General features: G+C 61.0%; 16 protein-coding genes and 1 tRNA gene. 14 read left to right on the top strand and 3 right to left on the bottom strand.

What is annotated here, in order from left to right:
- Positions 1–24 precede the first annotated feature (24 nt).
- Positions 25–690, bottom strand: a complete 666-nt coding sequence (locus EJD88_RS11030) for a GntR family transcriptional regulator (RefSeq protein ID WP_099583923.1) — start codon at positions 688–690, stop codon at positions 25–27.
- 253 nt (positions 691–943) lie between these two features.
- Here EJD88_RS11030 and EJD88_RS11025 point away from each other — a divergent pair, with 253 nt between their 5' ends.
- The 5 genes from EJD88_RS11025 to EJD88_RS11005 are packed head-to-tail and all read left to right on the top strand — an operon-like array spanning position 944 to position 7143.
- Positions 944–2176, top strand: a complete 1233-nt coding sequence (locus tag EJD88_RS11025; protein WP_099583924.1) for an NRAMP family divalent metal transporter — start codon at positions 944–946, stop codon at positions 2174–2176.
- Between the two features lie 28 nt (positions 2177–2204).
- Positions 2205–2975: a LamB/YcsF family protein gene (locus EJD88_RS11020; protein ID WP_158877943.1), complete on the top strand. Its 771-nt coding sequence runs from the start codon at positions 2205–2207 to the stop codon at positions 2973–2975.
- Positions 2972–3778 carry a putative hydro-lyase gene (locus EJD88_RS11015; RefSeq protein ID WP_158877942.1) on the top strand — a complete coding sequence of 269 codons (807 nt, stop codon included), beginning with the start codon at positions 2972–2974 and terminating at the stop codon, positions 3776–3778. The genes EJD88_RS11020 and EJD88_RS11015 overlap by 4 nt, the downstream gene beginning before the upstream one ends.
- A 9-nt stretch (positions 3779–3787) precedes the next feature.
- The gene (locus EJD88_RS11010) at positions 3788–5407 is read left to right on the top strand and encodes a 5-oxoprolinase/urea amidolyase family protein (protein ID WP_158877941.1); all 1620 of its coding nucleotides are present in this window, start codon (positions 3788–3790) and stop codon (positions 5405–5407) included.
- Positions 5404–7143: a biotin carboxylase N-terminal domain-containing protein gene (locus EJD88_RS11005; RefSeq protein ID WP_158877940.1), complete on the top strand. Its 1740-nt coding sequence runs from the start codon at positions 5404–5406 to the stop codon at positions 7141–7143. Before EJD88_RS11010 ends, EJD88_RS11005 begins: the two co-directional genes overlap by 4 nt.
- Positions 7144–7338: 195 nt before the next feature.
- Here EJD88_RS11005 and EJD88_RS11000 read toward each other — a convergent pair.
- Both EJD88_RS11000 and EJD88_RS10995 read right to left on the bottom strand, forming a co-directional pair.
- Positions 7339–7415, bottom strand: a tRNA-Met gene (locus EJD88_RS11000).
- A gap of 235 nt (positions 7416–7650) precedes the next feature.
- Positions 7651–8202: an RNA polymerase sigma factor gene (locus tag EJD88_RS10995; RefSeq protein WP_099583929.1), complete on the bottom strand. Its 552-nt coding sequence runs from the start codon at positions 8200–8202 to the stop codon at positions 7651–7653.
- 261 nt (positions 8203–8463) lie between these two features.
- On the opposite strand from EJD88_RS10995, the gene sctW reads away from it, so the two are divergent.
- From sctW to sctS, 9 genes are read left to right on the top strand one after another with little or no spacing between them, the layout of a single operon-like run.
- Positions 8464–9537, top strand: coding sequence for a type III secretion system gatekeeper subunit SctW (gene sctW / locus EJD88_RS10990; RefSeq protein ID WP_158877939.1), 1074 nt, complete (start codon positions 8464–8466; stop codon positions 9535–9537).
- Positions 9534–11627 carry a type III secretion system export apparatus subunit SctV gene (gene sctV, locus EJD88_RS10985; protein ID WP_158877938.1) on the top strand — a complete coding sequence of 698 codons (2094 nt, stop codon included), beginning with the start codon at positions 9534–9536 and terminating at the stop codon, positions 11625–11627. Before sctW ends, sctV begins: the two co-directional genes overlap by 4 nt.
- Before the next feature lie 37 nt (positions 11628–11664).
- Positions 11665–12576, top strand: coding sequence for an FHA domain-containing protein (locus tag EJD88_RS10980; protein WP_158877937.1), 912 nt, complete (start codon positions 11665–11667; stop codon positions 12574–12576).
- Positions 12573–13931, top strand: a complete 1359-nt coding sequence (locus tag EJD88_RS10975; RefSeq protein ID WP_099583931.1) for a FliI/YscN family ATPase — start codon at positions 12573–12575, stop codon at positions 13929–13931. Before EJD88_RS10980 ends, EJD88_RS10975 begins: the two co-directional genes overlap by 4 nt.
- Complete coding sequence (locus EJD88_RS10970; RefSeq protein WP_112193336.1) at positions 13918–14361, top strand: YscO family type III secretion system apparatus protein; 444 nt, start codon at positions 13918–13920, stop codon at positions 14359–14361. The genes EJD88_RS10975 and EJD88_RS10970 overlap by 14 nt, the downstream gene beginning before the upstream one ends.
- Positions 14358–14816: a type III secretion system HrpP C-terminal domain-containing protein gene (locus tag EJD88_RS10965; protein WP_158877936.1), complete on the top strand. Its 459-nt coding sequence runs from the start codon at positions 14358–14360 to the stop codon at positions 14814–14816. The genes EJD88_RS10970 and EJD88_RS10965 overlap by 4 nt, the downstream gene beginning before the upstream one ends.
- A complete protein-coding gene (locus tag EJD88_RS10960) occupies positions 14813–15826 on the top strand; it encodes a FliM/FliN family flagellar motor switch protein (RefSeq protein ID WP_158877935.1) in 1014 nt (337 codons plus the stop codon). Before EJD88_RS10965 ends, EJD88_RS10960 begins: the two co-directional genes overlap by 4 nt.
- Positions 15823–16476, top strand: a complete 654-nt coding sequence (gene sctR / locus EJD88_RS10955) for a type III secretion system export apparatus subunit SctR (RefSeq protein ID WP_099583935.1) — start codon at positions 15823–15825, stop codon at positions 16474–16476. The genes EJD88_RS10960 and sctR overlap by 4 nt, the downstream gene beginning before the upstream one ends.
- Before the next feature lie 7 nt (positions 16477–16483).
- Positions 16484–16747, top strand: coding sequence for a type III secretion system export apparatus subunit SctS (gene sctS, locus EJD88_RS10950; RefSeq protein ID WP_065938437.1), 264 nt, complete (start codon positions 16484–16486; stop codon positions 16745–16747).
- Positions 16748–16754: the final 7 nt, after the last annotated feature.

The raw sequence follows: 16754 nt of genomic DNA, 5'->3' as shown, positions 1-16754 counted from the left end.
CTCATTTGATAGGGCGCTGGGTGACTATCGCCTCAGGCTGCGTTCGTAGGCGGCCAACACCGTTCGCTCCGATTGCACAAGGTAGGCATCCAGCATGACAGTCGCCTCGTCTGGCCGGCCCTCCTCAACGCACTGCAGTATCGAAGCGTTCATATTGAGAAACGGCAAATGCAAGAACTGAGGGTCGTTGAGCAGCCCGAACGCCAGCCGCAATTCAGCCGAGATCTGACCGTAGAACACCAGCAGGCGCGGGCTGTCGGCCAGTTCGACGATAGCGGTGTGGAACATCATGTTGGCCGTGCCGACCGCGCCCCAGTCTTTCGCTTCGCGCGCACGCACGCCCAATTCGACCGCCTCGCGCATGTGCAGCGTGCCTGGATGCTGGGGGTAACCCTGTGCGATCGCCTTGCACTCGATGAAGCGGCGCACCCGGTAGATGTCGATGATCGACCCCATGTCCGGTTCCGCCACCGTGACGCCGCGGTTGGGTTCGTGTTTGAGCAACCCTTCACGCGTCAGGACCCGGAAGGCCTCTCTCAACGTGTTGCGCGAAATATCCAGGTTCTCGGCCAGTGCCGCTTCTGAAAGGCGTTGGCCGGGCACGAGCTCGCCTTCGACCAGCATCCTGCGAATTTCCTGGGTGATGGTTTCCCCCAGTGATCTTGGCAGGGCGGAAGAGGCGTCGTTCATAAAAAATCCTAGGTGAGAAAACCGCTCCATTATTCCATCAGAGCGGGTGAGTGGCACAAGGATGACGCGCGTCGTATGCGTCATTAAGTAGCACATGCGCGGTATGAGGTAACAATTTGGTGCCAATCGCTCAACTATAGGATACGAATTGTTCAACAAGAATGCCTTGATGAATCTACATTTCAGGGTGTTTGCCTGGGTCTTGGCATGCTCATTGCTCAGTCAAACTACCTCTCACTGTAGGAATGATGCCGTGACACAGACCCCTCAAGCGTTCACAAAAGCGCGGCGCGCTTCGTTGATCGCCGCGATTTTCATGATGGCGACGTCTGCCATCGGCCCTGGATTCATCACCCAGACCGCCACGTTCACGGCCAAGATGGGGGCGGCATTTGCGTTCGGTATCCTGGCGTCGATTCTGATCGACTTCGTGGTTCAACTTAACGTCTGGCGTATCGTTTCACTGACTCGAATGCGTGCCGCAGACGTGGCCAACAAAGCGATTCCAGGCAGCGGTTACCTGCTGGCAGTGCTGGTGATTTTCGGTGGGCTGGTATTCAACGTCGGCAACATCGCCGGTGCCGGGCTGGGTCTGAATGCGCTGATGGGGCTTGATGCAAAATGGGGCGGTGGCCTGAGCGCCCTGCTGGCTATCGGCATCTTCCTCTCTCACCGCGCCGGGTTGGCCGTCGACCGGCTGATCGTCGTGCTGGGCGTGGTGATGATTGGCTTGACGCTATTCGTGGCCTTCGCCTCCAACCCGCCTCTGGGTGAAGCCCTCTACCAGACCGTCCTTCCGGACCAGATCAACTTTGCCACCATTACCACCATTGTTGGAGGCACGGTCGGTGGCTACATCACCTATGCGGGGGCTCATAAACTGCTGGATCGCGGTGCTACCGGCGTCGAAAACCTCCAGGCTGTGACCAAGGCGGCCCTGAGCGGCATCCTGGTCACCGGCCTTATGCGCTATATCCTGTTTCTCGCCATCCTTGGCGTTGTTGCCAGCGGTGTCGTCATCGACACCTCGGGGCAGGGCGCCAATCCGGCTGCACAAGCCTTCCAGGCAGCTGCGGGACAGATCGGCCTGCGGATCTTCGGTCTCATCCTCTGGGCCGCCAGCATCACCAGTGTGATCGGCGCCGCGTACACGTCCATTTCCTTTATCACCGTATTCAAGCCGGACATCACCGAGCAGAGTCGCAACCGTGCCACCACTGTGTTCATCGCCGTATCGCTGCTGATCTTTGTTCTGTTGGGCACCGCGCCTGCCGCACTGCTGCTGTTTGCCGGCGGGTTCAACGGCCTGATACTGCCCATCGGCCTGAGTATCTTTATCTACGTCGGCTGGCGCCGATCCGACCTCATGGGCGGTTACCATTACCCACGCTGGCTCTTGGTCCTGGGCGCTCTGACCTGCCTGCTGACCTGGTACATGGCGATCAAATCCGTTGTGCCGATCTTTGCCATCCTCAGCGTCGCCTGAGCCGGATAACGAAAAAGGAGTTACGTGAATGCCAACGATAGATATCAACAGCGACCTCGGCGAAAGCTTCGGCGCCTGGAGCATGGGCGACGACGACGCCATGCTCGATGTGGTAACCAGCGCTAACGTCGCCTGTGGTTTCCACGCAGGCGACCCCGCCGGCATCCTGCGGACACTCAAAGCCGCCGCCGCAAGAAATGTCACCATTGGCGCCCACGTTGCCTACCCGGACAAGGTGGGTTTCGGTCGACGGAACATGGACCTGGCCAGCGATGAACTCACCGCCGACGTGATCTACCAGATCGGTGCGCTGCAAGGCTTGGCCAAGGCTGCCGGCACCTCGGTGCGTTACGTGAAACCCCATGGCGCGTTGTACAACACCATTGCCCACGACCGTCGCCAGGCGCTGGCGGTGATCGCCGCCATCCGTGCCATTGATCCCACGCTGATCCTGGTGGCGTTGGCTGGCTCCGAGCTGATTGAGTGGGCACGTAACGAGGGCTTGCAGTGTGTCGCCGAGGCCTTCGCCGACCGTGCCTATACGCCGCAAGGCACCCTGGTTTCGCGACGCGAGCCGGGCGCCGTGCTGCACGATCCGCAGCTTGTGGCTCAACGCATGTTGCGCCTGGTGCAAGACGGCACCCTCGAAGCGATCGATGGCACGCTCACCCGTATCCAGGCCGACTCGATCTGTGTCCACGGCGACAGCCCTGCCGCCGTAGCGATGGCTCGCGAATTGCGCCGAGTGCTGGAGCAGGCCAACCTGTCGCTGCAACCGTTTGCCGGAGGTCGTCCATGAATACGCTCGCCCGCGCCCGCCGAGCGGCCATTGCCGCTGCTCAGGACGCACGTCAAACCTACCGTGGCGGGCTGGTCACCCCCACTGCGGGCATCGCGCCGGGCATGACCCAGGCCAACCTGATCGCCTTGCCGCGCGAATGGGCCTACGACTTTCTGCTGTACGCCCAGCGCAACCCGAAAGCCTGCCCGATTCTCGACGTCAGCGACGCGGGCAGCCCGCGAACCCTGCTGGCTGACGGCGCCGACCTGCGTACCGACATCCCCCTGTACCGCATCTGGCGGGACGGCAAGCTGGTCGAGGAAGTCAGCGATGCCACCCAGGCTTGGGCCGAGCACGCCGATATGGTGGCGTTTTTGATTGGCTGCAGCTTTACCTTTGAAACCGCCTTGCAAGAAGCCGGCATCGAAGTGCGGCATATCGCCGATGGCTGCAACGTACCGATGTACCGGACCAACCGCGCTTGCCGTCCGGCGGGACGTTTGCAGGGTGAAATGGTTGTGTCCATGCGCCCGATCCCGGCTGATCGTGTGGCCGAGGCCAGTGGCATCTCCGGGCGTTATCCGTCGGTCCACGGCGCTCCGGTGCATATCGGAGAGCCCGCGCTGCTGGGCATCCATGACCTGAGTCGACCCGATTTCGGCGATGCCGTGCGCATCGAGCCCGGCGAAGTCCCGGTGTTCTGGGCCTGCGGTGTGACGCCCCAGGCGGCGGTGGCGGCGTCGGGCGTGCCCTTCGCGATCACCCACGCCCCTGGCCACATGTTCATTACCGATGTGCCTGACAGCACCTATCACGTCTAGGAGTCTCCCGTGCGTTTTCTACCGGTCAACCTGGACACCCTGCTCGTCGAATTGAACGATCTCGACGAGACCTTGGCTTTGTTCGACGCCCTGATGGCGGAGCCTATTGCGGGCGTGGAAGAAATTGTGCCTGCTGCGCGGACGCTGCTGATCCAGTTTCGCCCCAGCGCCATCGAGCGTCAGGCGCTGGTCGATCGTATCGCCGGCCGGGACCTGAGCCAGCGCCGCGAGGTCGAACAGCGCCGCGTGGAAATCCCCGTGCATTACAACGGTGAAGACCTCGACGAGGTCGCCACGCTGCTCGGCATCAACCGTAACGAAGTGATACAGCGCCACACCGCCCATGACTACAGCGTGGCCTTTTGTGGGTTCGCGCCGGGGTTTGCCTACCTCACGGGCGGCGCCGGTTTCCAGGTGCCGCGCCGACAAACCCCTCGCACCCGCATACCAGCGGGTGCCGTGGCGCTGGCCGGGGATTTCAGTGGCGTCTATCCGCAAGCCAGTCCTGGCGGCTGGCAGATCATCGGTGTCACGCCCCTGCAGATGTGGGACCTGAACCGCACCGAGCCGGCCCTGCTGCGCCCTGGTTATAAAGTGCGCTTTACCGACGCAGGCCCGCTCCCGGCCAACGGCCTGCCAACCCCCGCTGCGGCAGTGCGTCCCGCCGCCCCCAGCGGTGCTTATCTGGAAATCATCCATCCTGGGTTACACAGCGTCTTGCAGGATATGGGACGGCCCGGCCAAACCGGTCAAGGCGTCTCCCGCTCTGGTGCGCTCGACCTCGGCGCCCTGCGCGCCGCCAACCGCGCGGTGGGCAATCGCTCGGACATGGCTTGCGTAGAGTCGGTACTTGGCGGCTTGAGCTTCGTTAGCCATGGCCGTGCGGTGATAGCGATCACCGGTGCGCACACGCCGGTCACCATCACCAACGCCAGTGGCCTGCAATGGCCGGCCAGCAACTATCAACCCATCGAACTGGACGTGGGTGACCGTGTCAGTCTGGGCGCACCGCTGGCGGGCCTGCGCAGCTACCTGGCCATTCGTGGCGGTTTTGAGGTCACGCCGGTGCTTGGCAGCTTGTCCACGGACACGTTGGCCCAGGTCGGCCCTGCGGCACTTGCCGCTGGTGATCGTCTGGGCTTCACCACCCTGACCACGGGCACCAGCGTATCGCTGACCGAAGCCCCGGCGTTTGAGCTGCCGACGGCGACCCATATCGTCACCCTTGATGTGGTCATGGGGCCGCGCACCGATTGGTTTACCGAAGACGCGATCCAGCGCCTGAGCAGCCAGCTCTGGCGCGTGACCTCACAGTCCAACCGGGTGGGCATTCGCCTGGCCGGTGATGCGCCGCTGACGCGCAGCAACCCCCAGGAACTGCCCAGCGAAGGCACCTCCGTCGGCGCTATCCAAGTGCCAGCCAGCGGCCAGCCCGTGCTGTTTTTGGCCGACCATCCGTTGACCGGTGGCTACCCGGTGATCGCCGCAGTGGCGACACACCACTTGGACCTGGCGGGGCAGATACCGATCAACGCGCAGATTCGCTTCAACCCCCTGGGCGGATTCCACGAAATCCGACCCAGCACAGACGCCTCTTCTTCAACTGCCGATGCGAAGACAACTCCATGAAAAAATTATTGATCGCCAACCGTGGTGAAATCGCCGTCCGCATCGCCCGCGCCTGTCGCGACTACGGTGTGCAGTCTGTCGCGGTGTATGCCGACGCGGACATCGACGCCCTGCATGTGCGCCAGGCGGACGAAGCGTTTTCGCTGAATGGCCAACGCCCGGCAGAGACCTACCTGGATATCGAAAAACTCCTGGCCATCGCCAAACGCAGCGGCGCCGATGCCGTGCACCCGGGTTATGGTTTTTTGTCGGAGCGCGCCGACTTTGCTCGCGCGGTGATCGCCGCTGGCTTGATCTGGGTGGGTCCCAACCCAGAGACCATCGACGTGCTGGGGGACAAGGTCGAAGCGCGGAAACTGGCCCAGCAGGTCGGCGCACCTCTGGTTGCGGGTACACCCGGACCTGTTGAAAGCGCCGCCCAAGTGCTGGCCTTTGCCGAGCAGCATGGCCTGCCGATTGCCATCAAGGCAGCGTTCGGCGGCGGGGGGCGCGGCATGAAAGTCGCGTGGCGCCTGGATGAGGTCGCCGAGCTGTTTGCCTCGGCCGTGCGTGAAGCCGAAGCCGCCTTTGGTCGCGGTGAGTGTTTCGTCGAGCAGTTCCTCGACCGCCCTCGGCACATCGAAGCGCAGATTCTGGGCGACAAACACGGCAAGGTGGTGGTCGTCGGCACGCGTGACTGCTCGCTGCAACGACGCAACCAGAAGCTGGTGGAAGAGGCGCCCGCGCCTTTTATCAGCGATGCGCAGCGCCAGCGCATTCATCAGTCCGCCCACGATATCTGCGCCAAGGCCGGCTACGTCGGCGCCGGCACGGTGGAGTTCCTGCTCAGTCAGGATGGCACCTTGTCGTTTCTTGAGGTCAACACGCGCTTGCAAGTCGAGCACCCGGTGACCGAAGAAACCACCGGCGTCGATCTGGTGATCGAGCAACTGCGCATCGCCGACGGTTTCCCTTTGTCGTTCAGCGAGACGCCAACCCCACGTGGCCATAGCTTTGAGTTTCGTATCAACGCCGAAGATGCGGGCAAGGGCTTCTTGCCGACACCGGGGCAAATTACCGAGTTTGTGCCGCCCTCCGGCCCGGGCGTGCGCCTGGACAGCGGCGTGACCAGCGGTTCACGCGTGCCCAGCACCTTCGATTCGATGATGGCCAAACTGATCGTCAGCGGCGCCACCCGCGAACAGGCTATCGCCCGTGCACGCCGGGCACTGGCTGAATTCAACATCGAGGGCATCGCATCGGTACTGCCTTTCCACCGGGCCGTGATGGATCATGCCGACTTCACCGGCGCCGATCGCTTCGCCGTGCACACCCGCTGGATCGAGACCGACTTCGCCGAACAGATCACCATCGCGCCGCGCAACGCCATGTCGGCCGACCCTGACGTGCTGCGTACCTTTGTCGAGATCGACGGCAAGCGCCATGAGCTAGGCCTGCCTGCGGCCCTGTTGCGCGGTGTCAGCCTCAATGCCGCCGGTCCCGCCAGCGAAAGCACAAGCACACGCGAGGCGGTTGATCCGCACGCGGTACTGACGCCGGTAGCAGGCAACCTGCACACCTGGGTCGTCGACGATGGCGAATCGGTCAGTGCCGGGCAAGTGATCGCGGTGGTCGAAGCGATGAAGATGGAAACATCGATTCTGGCCCCCTGTGCGGGTGAACTTCAGATTGCCAAACAGGCGGGTGATTACTTTGAAGCCGGCTCCCTGATCGGCCGTATCAACGCCGTCAGTTGATTCGACTGCTTCTTTCGCAGGCCTTACGCGCAACGGGTTAATCACCCGTTTGCCGCGTGCTTAATCGAGGCTTTCAGAGAGCATGCGTAATGTGAGGGGCGGATCTGGATGAAACTCCAGACACAAGAAAGCCCGCACTAGGCGGGCTTCTTGAGGTGATTCACAGACTGCTGTAGACATCTATGGATCGGTACTTGGTGGCTACGCAGGGACTTGAACCCCGGACCCCAGCATTATGAATGCTATGCTCTAACCAACTGAGCTACGTAGCCAAGTGGCGCGCATTATTCGCGTAGAACGCAAATGCGTCAAGCATTTTTGTGAAGATTTTTTCTACGCTTTCAATTGTTTAACGAAACTGAGGGGGTTGCGTGACTGCCAGCCTCTGCTTTCGTGATGTCTGGACAGTGGTGGGGGCCTGGCACCATTGGGGGCGCCGGCTGGAAACAGGTGGAGTCCGGTTGGGCAGATATCCCTGCCGCCCAACGTTTGGCCTGTCAGCCAGTCTTACGGTTGAAACGGGTTTTGGGTGGCGCGCTTGAGCTGTTCGCGCGCGCGCGACAAGCGTGAGCGGACTGTGCCGATAGGGATGTCCAATACGTCGGCGGTGTCCTGGTAGCTGCCGTCGGTTTCCAGCGATGCATATAGCGTCTTGCGCATTTCCGTTGGCAGATGGTCGATGGCGCTCAGGGTGTTCTCCAGGCGGCGGTTGACCTCAAATTCCCAATCCAGGTTGTTGTTTTCTGCCTGGCCATGCCACAACGACTCATCAAATTCGCAATGCACAGGTTTGGCATACATGCGCCTGAAATGATTGCGGATCAGGTTCTGTGCGATGCCACACATCCAGGTGCTGAGCGATGCGTTACCGCAGAAGCGCTCGCGGTTGCGCCATGCTTCCAGGTAAGTCAGTTGCAGAAGGTCATCCGCATCTTCCGGGTTGAGTACGCGTTTGTGAATGAAGCGTCGGAGTTTTTTCTGCTGTTCGTCTGTCAGGTGATGCATGAATTGAGGCGAGCTGCCAACGAGGTGAGCTAAAGCTTCAATGGGAAGATTCATGGTTTTTTCCTCAGGGTGAACGGGTCGAAATGCTTTCGACGCAAAGCCCTGTAGCACTGGCTGTGCCAAACGGAAGATCTATGTAAGCAGCTGAAATATATGAATAAAAATATTTTATCTGATGCTGGTTGCGCAGTTTTTTGCAAAAAACCATGGGTGTTTTGTGCCGGTTTTTTCAAAAGTTCAGGGTGTGAATAAAAGTGGAACCGTCTCGGGGTTTCTTGCCACACAAGCACACACTCTTCTTATCTCGGCACGCCCATGAACGTCGAAATCACCCCTGAAGTGCAAAAGAGCCAGTATCCGGATCAGCTGGGTCCCAGCACTGGGATCGCACCCCAGACGCAGTCGGCTGCGACGGGCATCGATGAACTGGCCAACGTGTTCAGCCAGGAAGCAATGCGTAACAACCAACCGTTGGGCGAGCGTACGTTTGAGGTGCGCGTGCCGCCCATCGAGCAGTTCAAGCGGCTCTACAGCCTGCTAAGCCTCCCCGCTGAAGCAAGCCTTTCCGCTGTTGCGCGTCGGATCAGGATGCAACTGCTGCAACGGCCCAGCGTTGACACAATAGTGGAGCTGACTGGCCGTGATCCTGCTTGCACGTACGTGGTGCTCAAGCATGTCCTGACCCAGGCCGAAGGTGAATTGCGCGAGACCGAAGCCGGGCTGGCCCGAGACGCGCTGGCCAAGTTGGAGGTTCGCTACAAGGGCGAGATCCAGGCCGGGCTCAACATCGCCATGACGCTGCATGCGGCCAGTGGTGATCCGCAGGAGTGTCAGGCGGTGCGGGCGCTCTACTACGCGAGTGTGGTGCAGCGCCAGTCCCTGGCTCGCATGATGCAGGCCTTGCTGGGCGTGTACGGTGGCGACCGTTTCGCCGCAGGGCTCATGGTGATGCGCAAGGCCTTGGCGGACGATATTGCGGCACACACGCCGTCGGTACCCACGGCGCAGTTGCGTACGTTGTTACTGGGCCTGCAAAGCTGCGGGCAGTTGAGTGCGGTGCTCGGTGCATGCCAGATGCTGATTCAGCGCATGAGTATCGAGCAGGACTCGGTCAGCCTGCTGCAGCGCCTGCTGGGTTATGCCGGCAGCGGCATCGCCCCTGCGGAGATCCAGAGCCTGGTGCAGGAGTTAGCCGGTGACAAGCCATCGGTTTCTCTAGTGTTGCTCAATGCGCTGTACCCGTTGTTCCAACAATTCCCTATCGCGTTGTGGAGTGATCAGCGTGGGCGTCAGGAGGCCCTGCACAACTTTTTGCTGGTGATGGATGAGTTTGCTCGTATCGAACGGGGCTCTGCCTACGTGGCTGGCTTTTCGAGGGACCGGGCGTGACCGCACTGGCGGTCATCAATAACGTGCTGCTCAAGGTGGCACGGCGCGCGGAGGTGCTGGGCGCCGTGGTGGTCATGGCCATCGTGTTTATTTTTATCGTGCCTTTGCCCACCTGGCTGGTGGATATCCTTATTGCACTGAATATTTGTATCTCGTGCCTGTTGATCGTGCTGGCGTTGTATTTGCCGGGGCCGTTGGCGTTCTCGTCGTTCCCGTCGATTTTGCTGTTGACCACGATGTTTCGTCTGGCGCTGTCGATCGCTACCACCCGCTTGATCCTGCTGGAACAGGACGCCGGTGAGATCGTCGAAGCCTTCGGCAACTTTGTGGTCGGGGGCAATCTGGCGGTGGGGATGGTGATCTTTCTGATCCTGACACTGGTCAACTTTCTGGTCATCACCAAAGGCTCGGAACGGGTCGCCGAAGTCGCGGCGCGGTTCAGCCTGGATGCGATGCCCGGTAAGCAAATGTCTATCGACAGCGACCTGCGCGCCGGGCTGATTGACGGCGGGCAAGCGCGGGACAAGCGCGAGCAGTTGTCCCGTGAAAGCCAATTGTTCGGAGCCATGGATGGGGCGATGAAGTTCGTCAAGGGCGACGCCATCGCCGGTTTGATCATTGTGCTGGTCAACCTGCTGGGCGGCTTCTCCACGGGAATGTTCCAGCACGGCTTGAGCGCTGCCGAGTCGATCTCGCTGTATTCCGTACTGACCATCGGTGATGGCCTGATTGCGCAGATTCCTGCGCTGCTGATCTCGCTGACGGCGGGCATGATCATTACTCGCGTCGCACCGGACGGCCGCAAGGGCGTCAGCAATATGGGCGCCGAAATTGCCCGGCAAATGACCAGCGAGCCCAAGAGCTGGATGATTGCTTCGGTCGGAATGCTGGCGTTCGCGATAGTGCCGGGCATGCCCACACTGGTGTTTATCTTTATCTCGATTATGACCGGGGCTCTGGGTTATTACCTCGCGCGCAAGCGGCAGCAACAAGCGCAGCCCGAAGCCCAGGCAGCCGAAGCGGTACGCCCTGAAGAGAACGGCAGTGAAGACCTGCGTGGCTTTGATCCGTCGCGGCCTTACTTGTTGAAGTTTCCCCCTGCACTGCGAGGGACGCCGCAAGTGACGGACTTGATTCACGGCATCCGCCAGGCACGCAATGCGCTTGTCGCTAACATCGGGCTCACGTTGCCGCCATTCGAGGTCGAGCTGGATGATTCGCTGGCCGACGATGAAATGCGGTTTTGCGTGCATGAAGTGCCGATGATCAAAGCCTCTGTCGTCAGCCGCGTGGCGGTAGAGCGCAAGGCGCTGACTGTTGAGCTGGAAGACGCCCAGGAAGGGCTGGCCGAGCGTGATGAGCAGGAATGGGTCTGGGTGAGGCCTGATGATCCGGTGCTGGATGATCCGCAGTTGGAGCGCTTCAGTGCAACGACCCTGATTATTGAACGCATGAAGCAAGCGATGATGCTCAGCGGACCGCAGTTCCTGGGTATTCAGGAGAGCAAGTCGATCCTCAGCTGGCTGGAGCACAACCAGCCCGAACTGGTGCAAGAGTTACAACGCATCATGCCGCTTTCGCGGTTTTCAGCGGTATTGCAACGACTGGCCGGTGAAGGCGTGCCGCTGCGCGCAGTGCGGCTGATCGTCGAGTCGCTGATCGAATATGGCCAGCATGAACGTGAGCCGGAGGCATTGGCCGGCTATGCCCGTATTGCCCTCAAGTCCCAGATATTTCACCAGTACAGTGAAGCTGATGGCCTGCACGTGTGGTTGTTGTCACCACAGAGCGAAAACACCTTGCGCGAGGCACTGCGCCAGACTCAGACCGGGGTGTTTTTTGCGCTTGACGATGAGAGCAGTGCAGCGCTGGTCAGCCTGCTCAACCAGGCCTTTACCTTACGTCCAAAAACCAAAAGCGTGATGTTGGTAGCGCAGGACTTGCGCAGCCCTCTACGTACCCTGCTGCTGGAGGAGTTCAACCATGTTCCGGTGCTGTCCTTTGCTGAACTGGGAAGCACCTCGAAGGTGAAAGTACTGGGACGTTTTGACTTCGGCCAGGACGAACTGATGCGGGGTGCCGTGGCGTGAGTGCCCATCCATGGTCAGTGTCAGGTAGGGCTCGATGATGTTTGAGCTACGTGTGCTGGACGGTTTACACCAAGGCGCTGCGTTGCCGTTGTTTGGCGACGAATGGAGTATTGGTGCCCATGCAGATGCAGATTTGGTGCTCAATGATGCTGGGATCGCCGAGCAGCATGCGCGGTTGCGGTTTATCGACTCGAACTGGTCGGTACAAGCCGAAGCCGGTCTGCTGCGCGGCGCTGATGGACAGGTGCTGGCCCAGATTGCGAGGCTGGAAGTCAGCGTACCGTTTCTGGTGGGCACGGTTCGGCTGTGTGTTGCCCTGGCTGATCATCCCTGGCCCCAGGCACCAGCGCCAGCTCCGGCGGCGGTACCGACATCATCGCGCCCGAGCGTCGACCCTGTGCGAACACTCACGTTGTCGTCCATCTCGCACTCCCAGCAAAAGCGCCTGCTCAGCCTGGTGTTGGTGGTGACGATCATCATCATGGCGGTGGGCATGGCCTCTACGGGGGAGCGCGAGGCCCAGGCTTCGCTGATGCCTCCTGAGGTCAAGAAAAACGAGCTGGGTTCGCCGTTCGAAGTGCGCCAGCAGTTGCTGAAGATGCTCAACGAGCGCGAGTTGGATCATCGCGTCAGCTTGCAGGTGATCAATGGCCAGGTTGCCCTCAATGGGGACGTTTCCCAAGAGGATGTGGACTTGGTGGCGCGCATGCTCAGCCGCTTTGGCGAGCAGTTTGACAGTGACGTTCCGGTGATCAGCCGTGTCCGGGTACGCGACAGCGCACCGCCGTTCAGGATTGTGCAGATCGTTGGCGGGCCGAACGGTCATGTGGTGCTTGAAGACGGCGGTCGGCTGTTTGTGGGGGACGAATTGGATGGCTTGCGTCTGGTCTTGATCGATAACAGCAAAGTGATTTTCGATGGCGCACAGCGCTATGAGGTGCGCTGGTGAGTACGGACCTGCAAGCGCGCCTCGATGCATGGCAGCAGCGCCAGACACAATCGCTGGTGAGGTTTTCGCCGGTGAAGATGCGCGGTCGTATCCAGCGCGTCAACGGCATGCTGCTGCAATGCCGGTTGCCTCAGGCGCGTATCGGTGACTTGTGCCAGGTAGAAAAAAAGCCAGGCGAATACATGCTGGCCGAGATCATCGGTTTTGATCAGCAGGATGCGGTGCTCAGTGCCCTGGGCAACCTGGAAGGTGTGCGCGTGGGCGCCGGCGTGGAGCGCCTGGGTGTGCCGCATTGCGTGCAGGTCAGTGACGCGCTGCTGGGCCAGGTGCTGGATGGTTTTGGACGGCCGATTACGGGGGATGGCCCCAGTGCATTTGCCGAGGCTGATGCGCCTGATGCAAGCCCGGTGTTATGTGAAGCGCCCTTGCCCACCGACCGGCCAAGGATCAACCGCGCGCTGGCCACGGGTGTGCGCTCGATCGACGGCCTGCTGACGCTCGGCGAAGGCCAGCGTGTGGGGTTGTTCGCGGGGGCCGGTTGCGGCAAGACCACCTTGTTGGCCGAGATCGCCCGTAATGTCGAGTGCGATGTGATTGTATTCGGCCTGATCGGCGAGCGGGGCCGGGAGCTGCGTGAGTTTCTCGACCACGAACTGGATGAGCAGCTGCGCTCCAAAGCGGTACTGGTGTGTGCCACGTCCGATCGCTCCAGCATGGAGCGCGCCCGTGCGGCCTTTACGGCAACCGCATTGGCGGAAGGTTTTCGACGCAAGGGGAAGCGGGTGTTGCTGCTGATCGATTCCCTGACGCGTTTCGCCCGGGCCCAGCGCGAAATCGGCCTGGCCGCCGGCGAACCCTTGGGGCGCGGTGGTTTACCTCCGTCGGTGTACAGCCTGTTGCCACGGCTGGTCGAGCGCGCCGGCCTGACCCGTGAAGGCGTGATCACCGCTATCTACACGGTGCTGATCGAACAGGACTCCATGAACGACCCCGTGGCCGATGAGGTTCGTTCGCTGCTCGACGGGCATATCGTGCTGTCCCGCAAGCTGGCCGAGCGCGGGCACTACCCGGCGGTCGATGTCCTCGCGAGCCTGTCGCGGATTTTGAGCAATGTCGCCGAGCCTGACGACATCCGTGCCGGGACGGCGTTGCGGCGCCTGTTGTCGGCGTACCAGCAGATCGAGTTGATGCTCAAGCTGGGTGAGTACCAGCCCGGCAGCGATGCCCTGACCGACCTGGCCGTGGACAGTCGTCAGGCCGTGGACGATTTCCTGCGCCAAGACTTGCGTGAGCCGGCGCCACTCGCGGCTACGCTGGACCAGCTCAAGGAGCTGACTGCCTATGTCCCTTTCTGAATCAACTTATTCGAATGTGCTGCTGGATGAAGTCGAGACCTTGCGACGCCTGCGCCGGCATCGGGCGGACCGGGCCGAGCGCGCGCTGCGTGAAGCGAAGCGGGCTCAGAAAGCCTTGCTCGCACATATCCAGCAGGCCCAGGCCGCCCTTGAGCAAGCCCGGGAGGAAGAGGCCCGGCAAAGCGCCCAATTGCTCAGTCAGCATCAAGGCCAGGTATTGACCCTGCAGGCGCTCAAATCCTGGGGCGCGCAGGAGCGCTCATTGTCTGCCACGACTCGGCGCGACCAAGGTCAGCTGGAAACGCTACGGGGGCAGCAGGAAGAAAAGGAAGCCCGCGTCGACAGTACCCAGAAACAGGTTAGCGAGTGTCTGCGTCAGGTGGAAAAACTGCAGGAGTTATCTCTTTTACTGCTCCAGGAGTCGACATGACCCAGGTTTCAACCAAACCCACCGAACGCCCACGACAGCGCGAGCCTAGAGAGGGACATGAGCCTGGTGTTGGCGTCGTGGTGCCGTGGGACCAAGGGCGGCTGTTTGCCCAGTTGTTCGGCGATAACGATGAAGGTACCGGGACGCGGGGTGGCTTGTCGGGCATGAAAGAGTCGATGACGACTTCCATGATTGAGGCGCTTGCGGAGCAACTGGCACCTCGCGTGATGGGCAGCGCGCAGTGGCCGCTTCAGGCGGTGTTGTATTTGCCGCGGCTGGGACGGATCAACGCCAGCGTACGCCGTGAGCAGAACGCCTGGAGCATTGATCTGGAAGCGGAAGATGACGCGACAGCGCGTTGGCTCAGGGGCACGCGCCAACAGTGCGAAGGTCGATTTGCCGCCGCGCTGGGGCAGCCGGTCAGCCTGTTTATACCCAACGCCGGGTCGGCATGATGATGCCGCAGTTGATATTGCCTTTGGTCAACGGCGATACGGTTGCCGCACGCCGTCGATTGGGGCGCGGCTTGCGTCTGCCGTTCCACGTGGCGGGGCAGGGCGGTGAGTTGTGTCTCGAACCAGGGCGCGCGCCTGCCGGGGTCAAAGCCGTGTGCCTGGAAACCGTATGCGGGGTGCTGGCGCTCGCTGAGGCGGGGCCGTTATTGAGCTTGCTGGGTGAGTGCCCGGTGACGCTGGCCGAGGCTGGCAACGATGCAGAGTCCTGGTTCTGGGCGCTGTTTCAACATCATCTCAGCCCTCAGGTGCTGGCCCTGCTGGGCTATGTGCGCTTGCTGGAGACAGAGCGCCCCACCGGGTTTGGTTGCCGGCTCAGCGTGACCCTGGGGGCGTCGCGTGTCACGGGCTATATGTGGTTGTCGGCTGAAAGTTTCCTGGCGTTGTGTGATGCGGGGCCTTGGCGCGCCATGGGCGCTCCGATGCCTGGAGCATTTCAACTGCCAATTGCCGTGATCCTGGGACGTTTGCAATTACCCATTGCGCAGGCACGCAGCCTGCGGTCTGGCGACGTGCTGATCTTTGAGCAGTGCTTGTTTCAAGCCCACGGCAATGGCCATTTACAGGTCGGCAGACAGCGGCTGCATGGCTGCATTGATGACGACACCGGGCAGCTGCGTCTGACCCTTACTTCTATCGAGGACACGTCTGTGGACGAGGAATTTTCAATACCCCCCTTCTCAGGGCATGAGGAGGATGAGCCCATAGTGGATGTGTTCGGCAGCGAGCCGTTCGATGAGTTGAGCATCGGGCTGAACGTACGCTGCGGGACGTTGAACCTTACTCTGGGTGAGTTGCGTAACCTCGCCCCCGGCGCGGTGCTGGGGATTGCCGGATATGCCCCAGGAATGGCCGGCCTTTACTATGGGGATCGCCCTATTGGCCAGGGTCAGTTGGTGGAAGTCGACGGGCGCCTGGGCTTGCAGTTGTCTCGCGTGATGGTCGGTCGATGACACTGCAGGGGATAGATCCCCTCATTCTAGCGATGTTCCTTGGGGCATTGTCGTTGATGCCCATGCTGTTGATCATCTGCACATCGTTCTTGAAGATTGTCATTGTGCTGATGATTACCCGCAACGCCATCGGTGTGCAGCAGGTCCCGCCAAGCATGGCCATCAACGGGATCGCGTTGGCGGCCACGCTGTTTATCATGGCCCCGGTGGGGTACGAGATCGCCGAGAGCGTCAAGGCTTCGCCCCTGGACATGACTAACGTACAGACGTTTCTGCAGACCGGGAATGAGGCAATCAAACCGTTGCGTGCATTCATGCTGCGCAACGTCGACCCGGACGTACTGACCCATCTGCTGGAAAATACCGCGCGCCTGTGGCCTGCGCAGATGGCGCAAGAGGTGCAGCGCGAGGACCTGATCCTGTTGATACCGGCCTTCGTGCTGTCGCAACTGCAGGCGGGGTTCGAGATCGGCTTTCTCATCTATATCCCCTTCATCGTGATCGACCTGATCGTCTCCAACCTGCTGCTGGCGCTGGGGATGCAGATGGTCTCGCCCATGACCATCTCCCTGCCGCTCAAGTTGCTCTTGTTCGTGCTGGTGTCTGGCTGGTCGCGGTTGCTCGACAGCCTGTTCCTTTCCTATCTCTGAGGGGCGTATGGAACCGATCGTACTGTTCAAGCAAGGCATGTTGCTGGTGGTGGTGCTGTCGGCACCGCCGCTGATCGTGGCGGTGGTGGTGGGCGTGCTGACGTCGCTGGTGCAGGCGCTGATGCAGATACAGGACCAGACGCTGCCCTTTGGTATCAAGCTGGTGGCCGTGGGTATCACGTTGATCATGACCGGCCGCTGGATTGGTGTGGAGTTGATTCAACTGATCAACCTGACGTTCGAGATGATCGGTCGCTCGGCCCTGAATTGAGGTTTTG

Origin of the sequence: Pseudomonas sp. PB105, assembly GCF_009764655.1 — a bacterium.
Lineage (GTDB): Bacteria > Pseudomonadota > Gammaproteobacteria > Pseudomonadales > Pseudomonadaceae > Aquipseudomonas > Aquipseudomonas cyclaminis.
This window is presented reverse-complemented; position numbering and strand designations above follow the sequence as displayed.